Below are 19196 nucleotides of genomic sequence, written 5' to 3'. Positions count from 1 at the left end.
CTTTTTCAAATTAACAATGGCTTTTAATTTTTATCTTCAATGCGTTTAAGTAATTCGTGAGCCTTTTCAATTGCTGCGTCTTTATTGCTGGCTATAATTAAAGGAAAGCCCCAAAATTTAGAAAATGTTTTTGAAAAAGCGCTGAGTAATATCGTTTGCTTCTCCTTTGGGATGACCTGGACCTGAGCTATTATATAATTTCTAACATCAGGTTTGTTGTTTTTCATCCATTTAACAATAATCATTTTTTCTTCTTTAGAATGCGCGTGATTTTCCTCATTTCCATAATCATCTCCATTGATCAATATAAAAGGGGTTTTCCTTGCAAAAAGTGCTTTTAGCTGAGAAAAAGTGTTTTCAACATCAAAACTGTTATTGTTTAATTCCTTTTCATCATTGACCTGTTTCAACCACACTAAAGGGAATCTTGAATCATCTATTACAAGCATTGCCATGTCCTTTATGGAATATGAGAATGATAAATATTACCATTGGTGTTTTGATTTTAGTTTGGAAATCCGGCCGTTTTATATTCATTTTCAGCCTATTTGTCGTTTTTCTACCCCGGTCTTCGTTAGTACGCTTCTTGTGTCATTCCTTGTCAGGACATAGCTTGAAATGCGTGATCGCAGATACCGGTCTTGGTGTAGTCGCCCATCATTCGTAGCCATTTGTTGACTACGTTTTCACACATTTATTGTTGCGGACACGAATCCTGAGAAACAATGGACTGCCCTCATCCATAAGACGATCCTGCCCCATAGTTTGGCTATAAGAGGAATGTATTTATCCTTTTCACACCCAGGCCGGGCCTGATGCGGCCCATAGAGCACAAGGAGGAGGGTGTCTGTTTCTTTCAGAAAGCGCGCACAGAAAAGTAAAAGGATTTCATTTCAATAATAAGGAAGCTGTTCAAGCGCATGGGTATAACGTTATGCCTGACCGATCAGCATCGATTCAGACCTCTGAAAATGGCAAAGTTTAAAAAAATATTCTGGGTATTATTCGTAGTAAGTCACTATCCGTTGTCCACACAGTTCATGGACATTAATATTCATATCATAAAGTTGACCGAGACGCTCAGCGGTAATGACATGATTAGGAGAACCTTCATAGTGTACTCTGCCCGCAGACATCGCAATAATGTGATCTGAATAGTACGAAGCAAAGTTGATATCATGAAGCACCAATACGACGGTTTTACCAAGTTCGTCTGCTGCTCTTCGAAGAATCTTCATTGTAGCGGTCGCATGCTTGAGGTCTAGACTATTTAGGGGCTCATCCAGTAGCAGATAGTCGGTGTCCTGACATAGGACCATTGCGATAAAGGCGCGCTGGCGTTGTCCACCGGAAAGCTCGTCAAGGAAACGGTCGCGCAACGATGTGATGCCCAGATACTCCAGTGCACGCTCAATATGCCCTCGATCATCGTGGGTGAAACGTCCTTTCGAGTGCGGGTAGCGGCCAAAAGCGACCAAGTCACTGACGGACAGGCGCACGCTGATATGGTTATCCTGTCGCAGGATCGCCAGACGTTGCGCAAGTAGGGCCGTGGGAGTGTTAACGACATTCATCTCGTCAACCTTCACGGTCCCACTCGTTGCCGGCAGTAGCCTGCTAATAAGCATCATGAGCGTGGATTTACCGGCACCATTGGGGCCGATGATGGATGTCAGTCCGCCTTTGGGGATCCTCACCGAGACGTTGTCCACGACGGTAGTTGTGCCATAGCGTTTAGTGAGTGCGTGTGTTTCGATCATCGCGCCCTCTGCATGATTAATATAATGAAAGCAATACCGCCAAAGAACTCAATGACAATGCTCAGGCTGGTATTAAAACCAAACAGCCTCTCCAGAACAAACTGCCCGCCAACCAGACATATCATCGCGATCAGCGCGGAGGCAGGGAGCATCAGAGCATGCCGCGCATTCCCGACAAAACGGTAAGCCAGGTTGGCGACCAGTAGGCCGAAGAAAGTGACCGGCCCTACCAACGCTGTAGAGACCGATACGAGAATAGCAATTATCATCAGGATGGTTCTAACAGTCCGGGTGTAATCGATGCCGAGATTGATTGCCGAGTCTCGCCCAAGCACCAGCACATCAAAGCTACGCCGCATTCTCCAGCCTATCACCGAGACGCTGAAGACAAGTATTGCTGCGATGGACAGCAGGCTTGAGTCGATAAGATTGAAGCTTGCAAAGAGGCGATCCTGCAGGACGGCGAATTCACCCGGATCGATGACACGCTGTAGGAAATTCGACAGGCTACGCAGTAGCCCGCCGAACACGAGACCGGCCAGCGCCAGGAACATCAGGTCTCTGCGACCTCCGGCGAAGAGCCAGCGATAGAGCAGGGCCGCTGAACTGACCATGACGAATGTCTCCACGGCAAAGCGCAGATATGGGTTGATGGCGGCGCCGTGGACGTAGCCGATGGTGAATGCCACCAGGGTCTGGATAAGAACGTACAGCGCATCAAAGCCCATGATCGATGGCGTCAGGATATGATTCTGGGTAATGGTCTGGAACAGTACGGTCGACACTGCCATTGCGTAGCCAATCAACAACAGCCCTGCGAGCTTTTGCGCACGAAGCGGTAGCACAAAAGACCAATGTCCTCCGGCACCAACGGTCATGAATGCAACTGATGCGATTATCGTCAGTATAACGAGCAGAATGATGACCATACCGGGCCTCATTTCTTGAAATTCAGCCAAATCGTGCAACTCCTCGTTTGAGGATGAAAAGGAAAATCACGCTGCCAGCAATCCCGATAATGGGGCCCACGGGGATCTCGAAGGGTTGGGTTACGGAGCGGCCTATAATGTCGCAACTCAGTACGAAACCGGCGCCGAGAGTGGCGGTCCACGGTACTGCTCTGCGCAGGTTGTCGCCGATCACCATGCTGATGATATTCGGCACGACCAGACCGACAAAGGGGATCGCGCCTACTGTCGCGACCACAGCAGCTGTTGCGATCGAAACGATAACAAGCCCGGTCATGAGTGTTACCCGATAGTTCAGGCCCAGGTTATTTGTGAAATCCTGCCCAAGTCCTGCCACCGTGAATCTGTCGGCTGCAACATAAGCGACGACAGCGGCGACAAACGAGATCCAGAGCAGTTCATAGCGGCCGCGCAGCACCGATGAAAAGTCCCCAGTAGACCATGTGACCAGCGACTGAATAAGATCGAACCGGTAGGCAAGAAATGTCGCCGCTGCGTTAATTATGCCGCCGAGCATCAGACCGACGAGCGGGACCATCAATGGCGAGCGCATGGGTGACAGCCGCAGTATGACAAGGAACAGTAGCGTTCCCAGCAGGGCGGTAAAACACGCCACAAGCATGCGCGCGGGCACAGGCAGTCCGGGAGCCAGCAGAGCAGCCAGCAATAACCCAAGTGTGGCGGACTCAATCGTCCCTGCTGTGCCTGGCTCCACGAAGCGATTGCGCGAAAGCATTTGCATGATCAGGCCAGCCACCGCCATGGAACTTCCAGCGAGGAGCAATGCAACGGTCCGCGGAATGCGGCTCGCCAGTAAAATGTTTGTGGTAGACGTGGTATAGCCTGCTAAAAGCGATGCAGGCGAAATTGTCGTCGCACCGATAAATAGGCTAATCAGGGAAAGCAACCCGACCACGATCAGTGCGATTACAAGTCCCTTCATTGACGTTTTGCGTGCTGAAAGCGTCATTTTGTCTTGGTTATTGCCAAGGAAACTTCATCAGCCATCGACTGAAGCGCGGTCAGTCCGTCGCCAACAATATACCACGCGACAGGATCGAGGTAGACGATGTGGCCAGCCTTCCAGGCCTTGGTTTGTCGAACCAGTTCATTATCCAGCAGCTGTCTGGCGGATGCTCCCTTTTCCCCAATGGCTGCATCACGATCGATGACATAAAGCCAGTCAGGATTAGTTTCGAGAATGAACTCGGAGGAGATCACCTGACCGTGCGGACCCTCATCAAGCTTGCGCGTCACGGGTTGCACGCCGAAGTCGTTATACAGTGTCCCAAACCAAGATTTCGGGCCGAGCGCTCCGATGCGACCACCGCTGGTCATCACCAGCAGTCCTGTCCCCATCTTTGCCGTGCGTGCCCGAAGCGCGTCGACTGATGCCCGCAACGTGCTGGCACGACGGGCGACCTCAGCTTGTTTACCGAAAATGTTTCCAAGGATCTGCGCATGCGCTATCGCGCTGTCAACGCGGTGTTGAAAGTCAGGAGTCAGATCAATGGTAGGGGCGAGCTTCGCCACCTGAGCGTACTTCGGCGATGAACGCCCGCCCACGATGATCAGATCAGGTGAAAGCGCGTTAAGTGCTTCGTAATCGGGTTCGAAAAGAGAGCCAACCTTCCGGTACCGGCTTTCTCCAAATTTAGCGAGATAAGGTGGATAGTTGAGCGTGGGAACGCCTGCGACATCGACCCCGATGGAGGCAAGGGTATCTAGCGCGGCGATATCAAGAATAGCCACGACCCTGGGATTGACCGGGACGCGGGTCACCCCTTGAGTATGATGAACGGTGATCTCTTCGGCTTGCAGCATGCGCGAAAAGAGAACGAAGCATGTCAGGGAGATTATAGCCAACGTATACATCATGCACGTTGCGACTTTCGCAGGGCGCGGATAATAGCGGTGTGATACGAATAGAAGGGCGATGTGCCTGTTGAACATGCTGAATTTCCGTATTTGTAGGCGTCAACGCGTTACACATAATGTTTGTCGCATTGATCATCTTATTAGTATTGCCGGTGCCGTCCCCCGTTGGCATTGCGAGGCACGGCAGTTCGCGCATAGGGTCAAAATGGAAATGGCCTGCTAAAATGATATGGATAGAATGCTAATGTGTCATTGCACAATATGGCCTATCTGTTATCCAATTCAGCCAAAATGAATTGGATAATCATTCTCATCGGATAAAGCGCAATCCGCGTGACGACCGCAATGCCGGCTCGGTGCTGCCGCCCGCGGTGTGGTTCGCCTACAGCCCGGACCGCAAGGGGGTGCATCCGCAAACCTATCCGGCGCGGTTCAGCGGAATGTTGCTGGCGGATGCGGGCTTCAACCCGCTGTATGAAGAAGGCCCTATCCGCGAGGTCGGCTGCATGGCCCACGCCCGGTGTAAGATCCATGATATCCATGTGCGGCATCCGTCGCCGACCACCGCCGAGGCACTGCACCGGATCGGCGAGCTGTATGCGATCGAAGCCGACATCCGGGGGCGTCCGGCAGAAGAACGACAACAGGTGCGCGAAGCGCGCTCCCGGCCGTTACTGATGGGCCTGGAGAGCGGGAACCGGGAAAAGCTCGCCACATTGCCGCGACAGGCCGATACGGCCAAGGCGTTCAACTACCTGATGAACCACTGGCAGGCGTTGTGTTATTACAGCACCGATGGTTGGGGGGAGATCGACAATAACATCACGGAAAACGCGTTAAGAGCGGTGAGCCTGGGGCGAAAAAATTATCTGTTCTTCGGTTCTGATAACGGCGGCGAACGTGCCGCGCTGATGTATACGCTGATCGGCAGTTGCAAACTGAACGGCGTGGAGCCGGAAGCCTATCTGCGCCATGTACTGGCGACAATCGCGGATCATCCCATCAATAAGATCAAAGATCTCCTGCCGTGGAACCTTATAATACCTGCCGAATAAGCGTCAATACGTCACTGAGTTGACGCTTACCCTAAGCCAAGCCGGGATTCTTTAAGGTTATTTCTCAGGCGACTGTTAGGTTAAGGGACACAGCCTAAGATTGACTAAATTTTACAAATGATTCAGATATGTTCGTTATCTCAGGCTCATTTCATTGAGTTGTACACTTTGAAGGCGGGATTTTTTTCAAAAATTTCAGCAACAAAATCCATGAACACAATCGCCCGTTTTGGTAAAAGTCGATTAGCAACATAAACGGCCTGAATGGGAACGGGGGATGCAGTGTAATCAGTCAGTAATAATTGTAGGTTGCCATTTTCCAGTCCCTCCTCGAACAGCCATTCTGGGCCCTGTGCGATCCCAATCCCTGCATTGACAAATTTCTGTACTGCTTCTGGTGAATTGACCCTGAGCCGACCAGAAATAGGAACATTGATATCCTGAAATCTCCAGGTAGCTCCTGTTGTTAGCAAGGTATAGATCAAACAATCATGTTTTTTTAAATCCTCTGGGGTATTAGGGGTTCCGTGTTTAGCTAAGTACTTGTTACTGGCAACACAGACTCGCTCAAACATGCCAAGTCTGCGGGCACGCATAGCACTGTCCTCCAGGTGTCCAATGCGGATTGCCAGCTCAGCCCCTTCATCAACGAGATTGATATAGCGGTCATTAATCTGTAGATCGAGTGCTAGCTCAGGGTAGCGTTCTAAAAAATCTGGGATGTGCGGGACTAAGAATGTGTGAGCCAATGCTGTGGGGCAGGCAACGCGTAATAGCCCTGTGGGTGTAACATTTTCTCTGAAAGAAGACTCTGACTCTTCGACGGCTTCCAGAATACGCCTTGCTTCCAAATAATAACGTTCTCCTTCAGGAGTTAGGGAAAGCTTGCGGGTTGATCTGTGAAGTAATCTGGTCTGCAAATGCTCTTCGAGGGTTGCAACATGACGACTCACGTTCGGTTGCCCTAAGCCTAAATCCCTACCGGCTGCGGAAAAGCTGCCTGTTTCAGCGGTACGGACAAAGCATGTCATCAAAAGTAATCTATCCATCCTAAAACCCATTTATGCTTTTAATGCATGAAACATATTTAAAAACACAATCTTATCACAATATGAGCATGAGCATATAGTGGCTATCAAATCGGTCATTCGCCGATCAGTTGTAAAACTAACAGGAGATATTTACATGTCTAGATTACAAGGTAAGCGCGCACTGATTACGGGTGGAACAAGTGGTATTGGTCTTGAAACAGCGAAGCTGTTTGTTGCAGAAGGTGCACGCGTAATTGTTACTGGTGTTAACCCTGATTCTATCGCAAAGGCGAAAGTAGAACTTGGTAATGATGTGTTAGTCGTGAGCGCTGATTCCGCTGATGTGAACACACAGAAAGCTCTGGCTCAAACGGTTAAGGAACACTTTGGACAACTGGATATCGCTTTCCTGAATGCGGGTATATCAATGTATATGCCAATTGAGGTATGGACAGAAGAGATGTTCGACCGCATTTATGATATCAACGTTAAAGGTCCTTACTTCCTAATGCAGGCGCTGCTGCCAGTGTTCGCAAGCTCTGCATCAGTGGTCTTTAATACATCTGTAAATGCTCACACGGGACCAGTGAACTCTTCAGTTTATGGCTCAACCAAAGCAGCATTACTGAACATGTCGAAAACACTTTCTAACGAGTTACTTTCTCGTGGGATCCGTATCAACGCAGTGAGCCCAGGCCCTGTTGATACACCGCTTTACGATAAGGCGGGGATCCCAGTGGAATATCATGATCAAGTGATGAAAGATATCGTTGCAACCATCCCTGCAGGTCGTTTTGGTAAGCCTCAGGAAGTAGCGCAAGCGGTACTTTACTTCGCATCTGATGAGTCAGCCTGGACCGTGGGTTCAGAAATCATCATCGACGGCGGCGTTTCAATCTAAGCCACCAAAATCACGCTGGAACAGGCGTATCCACCTGAACAAAACATTGTCATTCACGTTGTGACGGCAAGCGACCTCGGCAACGGATGTACCTGGTTATAGAGCAAGCTGGACCGGCTTTAACTTCAGTTCTGGAGAGTGGAACTGGCGAGGCGCTGAACGCCAGTCCATCTTGGCCTGAGGCGTTTCCTGGACTGCCCCCCAAAACCGTGGCCAGTTTTGCTTGACCACTACAAAGTTAACGCCCCTCTCACGAAATTAGGAGGGGGCGAAGCTACTAAAATTTCCCTGTGCACTAGATTGTTAAGTAAGCACTCTTTTAATGTAACCCAGATATAAAAATGCGTTCTTTTTTCAGATATTCTGAACTGGCTGAAATAGTCATCCCAGCATAGAAAAAGCGACTAATAATATCTTCTTCACAGTTTGCGGATCTTCTCCATGAGCTAGCAGTGACGAAGCATTAATCAACTGTGCGTCGATATAAGTAGCTGCAAACTCTGGAGACATATTGGCAGAAAACTCTCCTTTGGCTTTTGAGCGCTTCACCCATTCTTTGAAAGTGGATAAGCCTTGCTCCTCAAGGAAATCGACTTGTGCGCGAGTTGCTTCGCCTAATTGCATCCGTGCCTCACGCATTTTTACAAAAAGGCACCCCATTGGAGACTCATGGTTACAACTCACTGACGTGGCAAATGACACGAGATTGTCAAGTACCTCTCGAAACGGAGAGTCACTATTTAACATCTCTTGCACAGGACTTAGCACTTGTTCCTGGTACCTGATAAGAACAGCTTTCATCAAGCCATCTTCATTCGAAAATTCACGATAAAGGCCAGGCTTCGATACACCAGATCTCCTGCAAATTTCATTGAGGGATAAACTGCCTATATCCTCTTTCCAATAAGAATCCATTGCTACATCTAAAACATGGTCACGATCAAGGGTCTTAGGTCGCCCTCTTGAAGGTTTGATTGGATTTAAATTCATTTTATACTGCCCGGTATTTTAATTTGACAGATCGTATACTAACTTTTATTATACCAGCCGGTATTTAATTTTCAATCCAGTAGGAAAGTAAAGATGAGTGAAGCAAAGAAAAACATCGTGGTCACAGGAAGCAGCAGTGGATTTGGTCAAAAGTCAGTAAAAGATTTTGCAGATAAAGGCTACCAAGTGTTTGCCACGATGCGTGGTCCAGAAGGCAAGAACGCTGCAGTTAAGGCTGAATTGGAAGCGTATAGCGATTCCATCCAAGTAGTCGATATGGATGTTACCAATGACGAATCGGTCAAAACAGCCATTGCAAGCGTACTAGATAAAGCGGGCAAAATTGATGTTTTGCTAAACAATGCTGGTGTAATGTACCTTGGCATTACAGAAGCATTTAGCATTGCCCAAGCTCGCGAGCAGATGGAAACCAACTACTATGGCGCTATGCGTACTATTCAGGCAGTTTTGCCTGCGATGCGTGAAGCCAAGTCAGGCCTGATCATCAACACCTCATCCATGGTTGGCCAAATTTCAGCGCCATATTTTTCTACCTACGCCGCAACTAAACACGCTTTGGAAGGCTACCTCCAGGGGTTACGCTACGAAGTGGCACCATTCGGCATCGATATCGCCATCGTACAACCCGGCCCATTCCCTACAGGTCTAAGTGCAGCAGGACAACAACCGTCACGCACAGACATACTGGACAGCTACGGTGAATTAGCAGATATTCCTGCTGCTCTGTTCGAAGAATTCGGTAAATTTATGCAGAGCGATCAAGCACCTGATCCACAAATGGTCGTAGATGCCTATTTAGCGCTAGCCGATATGCCTAAAGGCAAACGCCCAACACGCACAGCGGTTGGCTTAGTTTGGGGGGTTGATGAAATTAACGCGGCTAAACAACCCATTCAAGACCGTGTGTTGAAAGAAATGCAACTAGACAACGTTTTAGGTGGTGCTGACGCGTAATTTTCGGTCACAGGGGCAGACTATCTTTTGCCCCTGTGACCTGCTCCCCGTTGATTAACATCACGCGGTGTTAGTAGTATCTTACGAACTTCCGTTTGTGGTGGTGCACGCATCGGGATTGCGCGCATTATGATTACCTAACCTTGAACTCATCAGCGATTTTGGTGTTGGCTATGACGGTATTGATGTTGCCGCGGCAAGAGAGCGTCAGATCGCTGTGACCCATACCCCGGCGTATTGACGGATGACGTTGCAGATCTGTCCATGGGGTTGATACTGGCAACGTCACGCCAGTTCCCCGGAGCACAACGTTTTATCGAACAGGGTGCATGGCAGAAGGGCGGTTATACGTGGACCCGCAAAGTCTCAGGGGCGCGGTTAGGCATTATTGGCATGGGGCGTATTGGGCGTGCTATCGCCAAACGCGCGGTTGCATTTAACATGTCGATCGCTATACGGATCGCGCCGCACTTGCCGACATGGACTACACCTTCCATGCAACATTGCTATCGCTGGCCGGGGCGCGTGATTTTCTGGTGGGCTGTACCAACGGTGGTGCAGAAACCCGCAGCCTCGTTAACCGAGATGTATTTAATGCCTTGGGCGCAGAAGGCATTCTGATCAATATTTCCCGTGGATCGATAGTAGATGAGCGCGGGCGCTAGTTGAAGTCATCGGAGAGGGGGCTCTCGGGGAGCCGGTCTGGATGTTTTCACCGACGAAGCGCTAGTCCCGCAAGCATTGTTACACCGGGCAAATGTGGTTGTCACGCCGCATAGGGCCAGCGCTACCTGGGCGACGCGCAAAGAGATGTTGCGTCTGGTGCTGGAAAATGTCAGCACCTATTTTGCTGGCGAGCCGTTGTTGACACCTATTCCGTAGTAACCGAGTGAAAACGGATTCTGCATTTAAATCAGAGCGTGGCGTTAAGTCGCGCTTATTTATTGTCAGCGTTAAGCCACCTCCCCGGGAGGTGGTGATTGTCCCGGTGAGGTCATTTACAGGGTTTTCCGGATGGTTTTAAGTTGCGGATTTTTGCGTCGTTAAGAGATATTTGGGGGGAACTCTGTCATCGAACCCACCTGACCCCAAATCTGACCACCAATTTTTCCCGATGCGGAGGGAAAACTGAAAATGCATCGGGAAGACTTTTCACACTAACTTGTTGAATCTAAATCGTATAAAGATTCGTGAAGATGCATGAAAACATAAATTTGGCTCCTCTGACTGGACTCGAACCAGTGACATACGGATTAACAGTCCGCCGTTCTACCGACTGAACTACAGAGGAATTGCGAGAACGGGGCGAATCATATCCGGCCCCTCCAGGCGTGTCAACGTAAAAACAAATGTTACGGCGCGATTGCGCAACCCTTGGTCAAATCATGTGCCGGCATGCCGCTGAGCGTCCAGGCGCGCCAGGGGATCCTGACGGTAAAACTGCGTAAAGCAGCGATAGAGTTCGGGGAAGCGTTCGTTTAACAGCTCGGTGGAGCTGAAAAAATACTCGGACAAGACCGCAAAGCATTCGGCCGGATCGCTGGCGGCGTAGGCATCCATGCTGGCGGCGTCTTCGCCGACCAGATCAACCTCATCCTGCAAATCCTCCATGGCCGCGTGCAGCAGCGTTTCCCAGCGCGCCACGTCCCTGATGGAAATCAGCGGCACGCCGTTAACCACCCCGGCATTTCGCGCGTCCAGCTTATGGGCGGTCTCGTGGATAATCAGGTTAAAACCGCTGAGATCGAACGAGTCCTGGATCTCCAGCCAGTTAAGGACGATAGGGCCCTGATCCCAACTTTGCCCGGAATGCACCGCTTCGCCGCGATGCACCAGGCCATACTCATCCTGCCATTCGTCATTCACCACGAACGGCGCGGGATAGATAACCACTTCATGAAAACCGTCCAGCCACTCAATGCCCAGCCCCAAGACCGGCAGGGCAAACATCAGGGCGATACGTGCCTCCATCGCGTCATCCAGGGTCAGGCCCTGCAAGGGGACTAATTTCTTCTGCTGGAGAAACTTACCGGCCAGCATTACCAGAGCGTGCCGCTCCGCGGCGCAGAGGGGTGAAAATAACGGGATCGCCAGCGCCTCTTGCCATAAGGCAAGGGTTGCAGCGGATGGCGTAGAACTTTTCCATGGCCATTTTATCATCGTGTTGCTCGATAAGTCGTCACTTGAATCGCCAGGCGAGGTTTAGGACTATTAAAATGCCGTAAAACAGGGCATGATAGCAACCGCTAAAAAGGAGAGATGCCGGAGCGGCTGAACGGGACGGTCTCGAAAACCGTTGAAGGAGCGATCCTTCCCAGGGTTCAAATCCCTGTCTCTCCGCCACTATTCAAACAGTTATCCCCCTGCCGGTCTGTGACTGGCGCCACGCTGGCCACCACACCCCAAAAAAAAACGCACCGATAACCCTGATGGCATCCCATAGGCAGCGGCAGGGGTTGATGATAACCTAGCCCGGTCCGGTCTTATCCGTATTCCCGCTTACATCGCAATATCAAACGGTTAGCTATATGAAGAAAAAGAATAGCCGTGGGAGAGAGTGTCATGTTGTTTAATCTTCCCGGTAAGACGCTGACGCGCATGGCGTCGCTGATGTCGCTTAGCCTGGCTCTGGTGATGGTGGTCGTAAAAATCTGGGCGTGGACGCTGACGGGGTCCATGGCGCTGTTGACGTCGGCCGCGGATGGTTTGGTCGACGTTCTGGCCTCGGTGGTTACGCTGATTGGCGTCTTTTACGCCCAACGTCCCGCTGACAAAGGCCATCGCTACGGGCACGGCAAGTCTGAGGCCGTGGCGGCGTTTGTGCAGGCGCTGCTGCTGGGCGGCGCCGGGCTGGTGCTGGGCATGGAATCCATGCAGCGCCTGTTCCACCCGCAGCCGCTGATGCAGCACGGGCTGGGCATTTGGGTTATCATCGGCAGCACCCTGTGCACCGCCGTGCTGGTTTCAATGCAAACCTTTGTCGTCAGGCAAACGGCCTCCACGGCCATCGCCGCCGATCGCGCGCATTACGTTACCGATATCGCGGTAAACCTGGCGGTGCTGTGCGCCCTGGTGCTTGACAGCGCCTTCGGCTGGACCCGATCGGACGCTATCGGCGCCCTGGCCATTTCCTGCTATATGATCTGGAACGCGCGCGGCATGGTCGTTACCGCCCTGCGGCAACTGCTGGACCAGGAGCTTGGCGCTGAGGATCGCCGGCGTATCCGCGACGCCGCCCTGGGCTGCGAGGGGGTGCGCGGGGTGCATGATATCCGCACCCGCAACGGCGGCGATCGGGTTTTCGTCGAACTGCATGTCGAGGTGGACGGCCAACTGTCGGTAGATGTGGGCCATGAAATCGGCGACGCGGCGGAAGCGGCGGTCAGGAAACTGTTTCCCGCGGCGGAGGTACTGGCGCATCTTGAACCGGCCGGGATCGTCGACGAGCGTCTTGACGATCTGGTAAAATAACGCGCGCGCCAAGGGCGGATAAAAAAAACACCCACCGAAAAAAACTGTGGGTGCCCAACATCACATATGCCGGCTCTGGAGCGAGCGGACGGTTAAAAAATAACATTGCCGGTCGTCGGCTTCCAATGAGAACGGCTAATCGCAGCGTTATCAATATTCATATAAATTATATGTTTACAACTCCTTGCATCCTTAACCCTTTATTTGCATTGCAGGCGTTGCATAATGGGCGTCCAGAGCAGGCACCCTGCAGTTGCGATCAATTATTAATGGATGGTAAGGATTCTGTTATAGCCGGCTAAAGATGCGTAAATGCACTTGCGAATTCATCCGTTTAGGTCTGTTATGAGAGCATCGGCGACTTTTTTTAAGCATGTGTTTTTAAGCGGGAAGGTTAAAGGTACCTTATGAAAAAATTATTGAGCCTTGTGTTATCGCTTAGCCTCCTGGCGCCGGTGGCGGGTTTTGCCGCTCCCGGCTGGCACGACGGGGGTCACGGCGGCCATGGATGGGGCGGACGGGGACCCGGTTGGGGTGGTCCGCATCGCGGCGCAAGATTTGATTTCCTGCCCGGCGTGGCGGCAACGGTGCTGGTCGCCGGCCTGACGTATTATGTGCTTGACGGTATCTACTACCAGCGGCAGGAAAATCAATATGTGGTGGTCGACGCGCCGCCGCAGCCGCAGGTTTACGCCTCCGGCGGCATGAGCGGCAATATGACGGTGCTTGACCTCAATGGTGAACGCTTTTACGTTAACCAGGGGCATTATTATCGTCGTAGTATCAACGGCCAGTATTTGGAAGTGCCGCGTCCGGCCGGCTTATAAGCCTGGACCGCGCGCCGGTTCGCAAACCGGCGGTTGCACCTGTCGCCACAATGCCCGCTCCGGCGGGCATTGTGCTGTCTGGGGCCCGGTACGTTATCGCCGGTGCGCGTAGGCGGACCGGCAGAAGCGGGCTTCTCCGGCGTATTCCGGCTGGAGACCTGCGCCCGGAGCGTTTATATTATCTCCCGGCCGGAATCAATACGGGGCGCCCGCACCGGGCGATAAACCGCGTTTGGGCGGCGTTTTTTTGCAGACTGCATTTTTGCCAGGGGATCGTTATGCCACAAGATATCGCCGGACAGTTGATTCAACGCTTTTACCGCTACCTGGCGGTGACCAGCCAAAGCCATGCCGCGGCGACCACGTTGCCCAGCACGCCGGGACAGCAACAGCTGGCGGATATGCTGGCGCAGGAGCTGCGCGTTTTAGGCCTGGAGGATATCCAGGTCGATGACCGCGCCACCGTCACCGCGTTGAAACGCGGCAACACGCCGGCTGCGCCGCGCATCGGATTTATCGCCCATCTGGATACGGTGGATGTCGGCCTGTCGCCGGAGATTCATCCGCAGCTGCTGCGTTTCACCGGCGAAGATATCTGCCTGAACGCCGGGCGGGATATTTGGCTGCGCGTGGCCGAACATCCCGAGATCATGCCCTATCGCGGCCAGGATATTATTTTCAGCGATGGTACCAGCGTGCTCGGCGCCGATAATAAAGCCGCCGTCACCGCCATCATGACCATGCTGGAAAACCTGGACGCGGATACGCCCCACGGCGATATTGTCGTTGCCTTCGTCCCGGACGAAGAAATCGGCTTGCGCGGCGCCAAAGCGCTGGATCCGGCCCGTTTCGCCGTGGATTTCGCCTACACCATCGATTGCTGTGAGCTGGGCGAAGTGGTCTATGAAAATTTTAATGCCGCCAGCGCGGCGGTGACCCTGACCGGGGTGACCGCGCACCCGATGTCGGCGAAAAATGTGCTGGTGAATCCGATTTTAATGGCGCAGGAGTTCATCAGTCATTTTGACCGGCGGGAAACACCGGAAAATACCGAGGGCCGGGAAGGCTATTTCTGGTTTAACGATATGGCGGCGAATGCGCGCCAGGCGCGGCTGAATATTTCGATCCGCGATTTTGACCGGGATCGTTTTTTAGCACGCAAGCAGCGTATCGGCGAGGTGGCGGAAGAAATTGCCCGGCGTTATCCAACGGGAAAGGTCGAGTTCAAGATAACCGATATCTACAGTAATATCAGCAACGCCATCGGCGACGATCGTCGCGCCATCGATTTGCTGTTCGCCGGTCTGAAGGAACTGGGCATCGCGCCGAAAGTGACGCCGATGCGGGGCGGCACCGACGGCGCAGCCCTATCCGCCCGGGGGCTGTTAACGCCCAACTATTTTACCGGCGCGCACAATTTTCACTCGCAATTTGAATTTCTGCCGGTCAGCGCCTTTGTCGCCAGTTATGAACTGACACGCAAGCTGTGCCTGTTGGCCGTGCGAGCCTAGTGGCAGCGCTTTGTGGCGGCGCGCGCAAAACGCGCGCCACGCTGCTGGGTCTGCTGGCAATCGTGCTGTGGAGCACCCTGGCCGGCTTAATCCGCAGCCTGAGCGAGCAGTTCGGCCCCACCGGCGGTGCGGCCATGATCTACACCGTCAGCGCCGTATTCCTGCTGGCGCTGGCGGCGCGTCCGCGTGTTGCCGGCTTTAGGCTTAAGTATATGCTCACCGCCGGACTGCTGTTTGCCAGCTATGAGATCTGCTCCTCCCTGTCGCTCGGCTACGCCGCCAGCCGGGAACAATCGATTGAGGTGGGCATGATTAACTATCTCTGGCCCAGCCTGACCGTACTGCTGGCGATGATGATGAACGGCGCAAAGGGCGGTGCCGGTGTTTATACCGGCCTGCTGCTGGCGCTGACGGGTATCGTCTGGCTGATGTGCGGCGACGGCGGATGGACGCCCCGGCATATGCTGGATAATGTATTATCCAATCCGCTAAGCTATGGCCTGGCGCTGGGCGGCGCACTGATCTGGGCGGTCTACTGCAATGTTACCCGTCGGTTTGCCGGCGGACAACATGGCGTTACGCTGTTTTTTATCCTGACCGCGCTGCTGCTATGGGTGAAATACTTGTTCAGCAACGAACCGGGACTGGTGTTCAGCGGCGCGAGCGTCGTCGCCCTGCTGGTGACCGGCGCGGTGATGGGTATCGCCTATGCGTCCTGGAATATCGGCATCATCAACGGCAATATGACCCTGCTGGCCGCCTGTTCCTATTTTACCCCGGTGCTGTCCTCGCTGTTTGCCGCCACGTTGCTCCATATCCACCTCACCGGTAGGTTCTGGCAGGGCGTGGCGCTGGTGTGCTGCGGCTCGCTGCTCTGCTGGCTGACAACCCGCGAACGCCCTGTCGCGGCACCGGCCCCACGCGCCGAGAGTGGTGATCATCTCTAATGTGATGTACGTCACATGATCCTTTCATGCTGTCAGCGCCAAATGGTGATTTGCATCACAAATATTATGTGACGAAGATCACATTTAGCCTGAAGGAATACGTCGTATCATTCAAAAATGAAATATTGGTTCATTTTTTAAGGCATGGCGTTTCTTACAGGTGCGGTATGAAAATCAAACAAAGCTTAGATAAAATTCCCGGCGGGTTAATGTTGGTTCCCCTGTTCATCGGGGCGATTATCAATACCTTCTACCCGCACGCGGGCGCGTATTTCGGATCATTTACGAACGGCATCCTGAAAGGCACGGTGCCCATTCTGGGGGTCTGGTTCTTTTGCATGGGCGCCACCATTCAATTACGCGCATCCGGCGTCGTGTTGAAAAAATCCGGTACCCTGGTGGCGGTTAAAACCCTCACTGCCTGGGTGGTGGCGCTGGTTGCCTCACGCTTCCTGCCGCTGGACGGCGTGCAAAGCGGCTTTTTTACCGGCATTTCCGCCCTGGTGCTGGCCGCGTCGATGAACATGACCAACGGCGGGCTCTATGCCTCGCTGATGCAGCAATACGGCAGTAAAGAAGATTCAGCCGCCTTTGTGCTGATGTCCATCGAATCCGGTCCGCTGTTAACGATGATTATCCTCGGGTCCGCCGGCGTGGCATCGTTTGAACCCAGGCTATTCCTGGGCGCGGTGCTGCCGTTCATTCTCGGGTTCATCCTGGGCAATCTGGATGATGAGCTGCGCGCATTTTTTGGCCGCGCGGTGCCGGCGCTGATTCCCTTTTTTGCCTTCTCGCTGGGCAGCGCCATTGATTTATCGGTGATCCGCGATACCGGACTGCTGGGGATCCTGCTGGGCGTGGGCGTTATTATCGTCACCGGCATTCCCTTGATCCTGGCTGATAAATTTATTGGCGGCGGCGACGGCACCGCCGGGATTGCCGCTTCCAGCTCGGCCGGCGCGGCGGCGGCCACGCCGTTTTTAATCGCCGAGATGAATCCGGTATTTAAAAGCCAGGTGGCGTCGGCCACGGCGCTGGTGGCCACGGCGGTTATCGTCACCTCCGTGCTGGTGCCCATCCTCACCGCGCTGTGGGCCAAATGGGCCAAACGGGGACAAGATGGCGCCCATGCGCCCACCGTCTCTGCCGATTAGCGCCGCTCATGCGATCGTCAGCGCAACGCCGCCGGGCGTTGCACGCTCCCGCCATCTTTTGTTGACTATACTGGCTGTTGGCAATAACAATAAAAAGCCGATACATCATCCGCCGGCCAATGCGGCCGCGGGTGTCGGGCGCCTGCCCGAATGACACTGGGAGAGAAAATATGGCCAACGATCCGCTTTATGACGCGCTGCTCAAACGCATCGAGGCGCTGGAAGCCCGTGAAGAGTTGCTTACCGTCACGTCCCATGCCTATCAAGTGGTGATTACCACGATATTGGGCAATATCGATGCCGAAACCCGCGATCGTATCATCACCATGGTAGACGAGGCGCATGAGATTGCCTATTCCCAGGCAGTGAACCGCAGCGATAAACATCTCTCCGAAATTATCAAAGGTGCCGACGAAATCGTCCAGCGGATGTTTAACTACGCGCAGGGCGGCACGCAGCCGGACCATTGATCCCGCGTTTTTTGCCGGCCCGTCCCGTTTCCACCCAGCACGATCCCGGTTCCCCGCCGGGCTCGTGCTTTCTTTCTTATACCCGCCGATGACGGTCTGATTTTTGCAAAGCCAGTCAGACGTATTAAGATAGCGCTGGCGGCGCTGGCCGGTTTATTTCAGGGTGGAACAGGGAAATTCATGAAGCGATATGCAGCAATACTGTTGATCATCGGGGCTCCGGTGGTTCTGACGCTGGCCGGGTGCGACCGACCCGCGCCGCCGGACGCCGCGCAGGCGTGGGTCGCCGAAGGGCGGACAATGGGAACCTTTTACCGCGTCACCCTGGCCGCGCCTCCGCCGGCGGCCCTAGAGGGATTAAAGGACAGCATCGCCCGGCAACTGGAGCAGGACAACCATGAATTGTCGACTTATCAACAGGACACGGTTTTGTCGCGTTTCAACCAGTACCGCGGCACCGATCCGCAGCCCATTACCGCCAATATGGCCGATATTGTCACCACCGCGCTGCGTATCGGGGTGAAAACCGGCGGCGCCATGGATATCACCGTCGGGCCGCTGGTGAATCTCTGGGGATTCGGTCCGGATAAACAGCCGCGGGCGTTGCCCGAACAGCAGGACATCGACAGTGCCCGCGCCCGGGTCGGGCTGCGCCACCTGAGGCTTATCGAAGATAGCCAGGGGCAATGGCTGCAAAAAGATCTGCCGGACCTGTATGTGGATTTGTCCACGCTGGGCGAGGGCGCCGCCACCGATCATCTCGCCGCGCTGCTGGAACGGCGCGGCATTACCCGCTATCTGGTCTCGGTGGGGGGCGCCGTGATCTCGCGCGGTCTTTCGCCGCAGGGAATACCGTGGCGCGTGGCGATCCAGCGGCCGACCGATCGGGAAATCGGCGCCCAGGCTATAGTCGATTTGCAGGGACACGGCATCAGTACGTCGGGCAGTTATCGCAATTACTATGAATTGCAGGGAAAACGGCTCTCGCATATCATCGACCCGGCGACCGGCAGGCCAATTGAACATAAGCTGGTGTCGGCCACGGTTATCGCGCCCACCGCCCTGGAAGCGGACGGCTGGGATACCGGACTGATGGTGCTGGGCACCGAAAAAGCCCAGGCGCTGGCCGAGCAGCAGGGTCTGGCGGTTTATCTTATCACCCGTTCCGCCGATGGTTTTACCGCCTGGATGTCGCCGCAGTTCAAGTCTTATATCATCGGTCAGGATGACGCCGCGACCGAGACCGGGCATAAATAAT

17 protein-coding genes, 2 tRNA genes and 3 pseudogenes are annotated in these 19196 nt (G+C 53.4%); 12 read left to right on the top strand and 10 right to left on the bottom strand.

The annotated features are described in order from the left end of the window. Window positions 1–23: 23 nt before the first annotated feature. The 5 genes from ACL2XG_RS06215 to ACL2XG_RS06195 all read right to left on the bottom strand — a co-directional run bounded on the left by ACL2XG_RS06215 (window position 24) and on the right by ACL2XG_RS06195 (window position 4681). Entirely contained in the window at window positions 24–449 is a 426-nt protein-coding gene (locus tag ACL2XG_RS06215) for a hypothetical protein (RefSeq protein WP_410015469.1), read from the bottom strand. A gap of 552 nt (window positions 450–1001) precedes the next feature. Next, a complete protein-coding gene (locus ACL2XG_RS06210) occupies window positions 1002–1760 on the bottom strand; it encodes an ABC transporter ATP-binding protein (RefSeq protein WP_410015468.1) in 759 nt (252 codons plus the stop codon). Beyond that, window positions 1757–2689, bottom strand: a complete 933-nt coding sequence (locus ACL2XG_RS06205) for an iron chelate uptake ABC transporter family permease subunit (RefSeq protein ID WP_413722595.1) — start codon at window positions 2687–2689, stop codon at window positions 1757–1759. Before ACL2XG_RS06205 ends, ACL2XG_RS06210 begins: the two co-directional genes overlap by 4 nt. A 22-nt stretch (window positions 2690–2711) precedes the next feature. Continuing rightward, a complete protein-coding gene (locus tag ACL2XG_RS06200) occupies window positions 2712–3671 on the bottom strand; it encodes an ABC transporter permease (protein ID WP_413722596.1) in 960 nt (319 codons plus the stop codon). A gap of 23 nt (window positions 3672–3694) precedes the next feature. Next, window positions 3695–4681 carry a siderophore ABC transporter substrate-binding protein gene (locus ACL2XG_RS06195; RefSeq protein WP_413722597.1) on the bottom strand — a complete coding sequence of 329 codons (987 nt, stop codon included), beginning with the start codon at window positions 4679–4681 and terminating at the stop codon, window positions 3695–3697. A 257-nt stretch (window positions 4682–4938) separates the two neighbouring features. On the opposite strand from ACL2XG_RS06195, the pseudogene tnpC reads away from it, so the two are divergent. Next, window positions 4939–5661: pseudogene (gene tnpC, locus ACL2XG_RS06190) on the top strand (IS66 family transposase); the annotation flags it as partial. A gap of 146 nt (window positions 5662–5807) precedes the next feature. Here the strand turns inward: tnpC and ACL2XG_RS06185 are convergent. Next, the gene (locus ACL2XG_RS06185; RefSeq protein ID WP_413722598.1) at window positions 5808–6710 is read right to left on the bottom strand and encodes a LysR family transcriptional regulator; all 903 of its coding nucleotides are present in this window, start codon (window positions 6708–6710) and stop codon (window positions 5808–5810) included. Window positions 6711–6846: 136 nt separating this feature from the next. Between ACL2XG_RS06185 and ACL2XG_RS06180 the strand changes: the two genes are divergently transcribed. After that, a complete protein-coding gene (locus ACL2XG_RS06180) occupies window positions 6847–7593 on the top strand; it encodes an SDR family oxidoreductase (protein ID WP_413722599.1) in 747 nt (248 codons plus the stop codon). On the opposite strand, the pseudogene ACL2XG_RS06175 reads toward ACL2XG_RS06180, so the two are convergent. Together ACL2XG_RS06175 and ACL2XG_RS06170 are read right to left on the bottom strand one after the other, a co-directional pair. Beyond that, window positions 7585–7677 (bottom strand): annotated as a pseudogene (locus ACL2XG_RS06175) (transposase); the annotation flags it as partial. The gene ACL2XG_RS06180 and the pseudogene ACL2XG_RS06175 overlap by 9 nt on opposite strands. A 297-nt stretch (window positions 7678–7974) precedes the next feature. Then, window positions 7975–8583 (bottom strand): TetR/AcrR family transcriptional regulator, encoded by a 609-nt coding sequence (locus ACL2XG_RS06170; RefSeq protein ID WP_410015461.1) that lies wholly within the window; start codon window positions 8581–8583, stop codon window positions 7975–7977. A gap of 93 nt (window positions 8584–8676) precedes the next feature. Between ACL2XG_RS06170 and ACL2XG_RS06165 the strand changes: the two genes are divergently transcribed. Together ACL2XG_RS06165 and ACL2XG_RS06160 are read left to right on the top strand one after the other, a co-directional pair. Continuing rightward, window positions 8677–9558, top strand: coding sequence for an SDR family oxidoreductase (locus ACL2XG_RS06165; protein ID WP_413722600.1), 882 nt, complete (start codon window positions 8677–8679; stop codon window positions 9556–9558). Window positions 9559–9691: 133 nt separating this feature from the next. Continuing rightward, window positions 9692–10440, top strand: a pseudogene (locus ACL2XG_RS06160) (2-hydroxyacid dehydrogenase); the annotation flags it as partial. Window positions 10441–10773: 333 nt separating this feature from the next. On the opposite strand, the gene ACL2XG_RS06155 reads toward ACL2XG_RS06160, so the two are convergent. After that, window positions 10774–10849: transfer RNA gene (locus tag ACL2XG_RS06155), tRNA-Asn, on the bottom strand. 92 nt (window positions 10850–10941) lie between these two features. Beyond that, window positions 10942–11718 (bottom strand): DgsA anti-repressor MtfA, encoded by a 777-nt coding sequence (gene mtfA / locus ACL2XG_RS06150; protein ID WP_413722601.1) that lies wholly within the window; start codon window positions 11716–11718, stop codon window positions 10942–10944. A gap of 93 nt (window positions 11719–11811) precedes the next feature. Between mtfA and ACL2XG_RS06145 the strand changes: the two genes are divergently transcribed. From ACL2XG_RS06145 to apbE, 8 genes are all read left to right on the top strand, one after another. Next, window positions 11812–11901: transfer RNA gene (locus tag ACL2XG_RS06145), tRNA-Ser, on the top strand. A 219-nt stretch (window positions 11902–12120) separates the two neighbouring features. Beyond that, complete coding sequence (locus ACL2XG_RS06140; protein ID WP_410015439.1) at window positions 12121–13029, top strand: cation diffusion facilitator family transporter; 909 nt, start codon at window positions 12121–12123, stop codon at window positions 13027–13029. Window positions 13030–13436: 407 nt separating this feature from the next. After that, the gene (locus ACL2XG_RS06135) at window positions 13437–13856 is read left to right on the top strand and encodes a DUF6515 family protein (protein ID WP_410015438.1); all 420 of its coding nucleotides are present in this window, start codon (window positions 13437–13439) and stop codon (window positions 13854–13856) included. Window positions 13857–14134: 278 nt separating this feature from the next. Next, on the top strand, window positions 14135–15367 hold the full coding sequence (gene pepT / locus ACL2XG_RS06130) for a peptidase T (protein ID WP_413722602.1): 1233 nt from the start codon (window positions 14135–14137) through the stop codon (window positions 15365–15367). After that, window positions 15367–16314, top strand: a complete 948-nt coding sequence (yddG, locus tag ACL2XG_RS06125; RefSeq protein WP_410015436.1) for an aromatic amino acid DMT transporter YddG — start codon at window positions 15367–15369, stop codon at window positions 16312–16314. The genes pepT and yddG overlap by 1 nt, the downstream gene beginning before the upstream one ends. 167 nt (window positions 16315–16481) lie before the next feature. After that, entirely contained in the window at window positions 16482–17468 is a 987-nt protein-coding gene (gene kdgT / locus ACL2XG_RS06120; RefSeq protein ID WP_413722603.1) for a 2-keto-3-deoxygluconate transporter, read from the top strand. A gap of 170 nt (window positions 17469–17638) precedes the next feature. Beyond that, on the top strand, window positions 17639–17938 hold the full coding sequence (locus ACL2XG_RS06115) for a hypothetical protein (RefSeq protein WP_410015434.1): 300 nt from the start codon (window positions 17639–17641) through the stop codon (window positions 17936–17938). A 180-nt stretch (window positions 17939–18118) separates the two neighbouring features. Continuing rightward, window positions 18119–19195 carry an FAD:protein FMN transferase ApbE gene (gene apbE / locus ACL2XG_RS06110; protein ID WP_410015433.1) on the top strand — a complete coding sequence of 359 codons (1077 nt, stop codon included), beginning with the start codon at window positions 18119–18121 and terminating at the stop codon, window positions 19193–19195. Window position 19196 lies beyond the last annotated feature (1 nt).

The organism is Sodalis sp. RH24, from assembly GCF_047324145.1.
GTDB lineage: Bacteria > Pseudomonadota > Gammaproteobacteria > Enterobacterales > Enterobacteriaceae > Acerihabitans.
The sequence above is the reverse complement of the archived record's forward strand: the minus strand, read 5'-3'. Positions and strand labels throughout refer to the sequence as shown.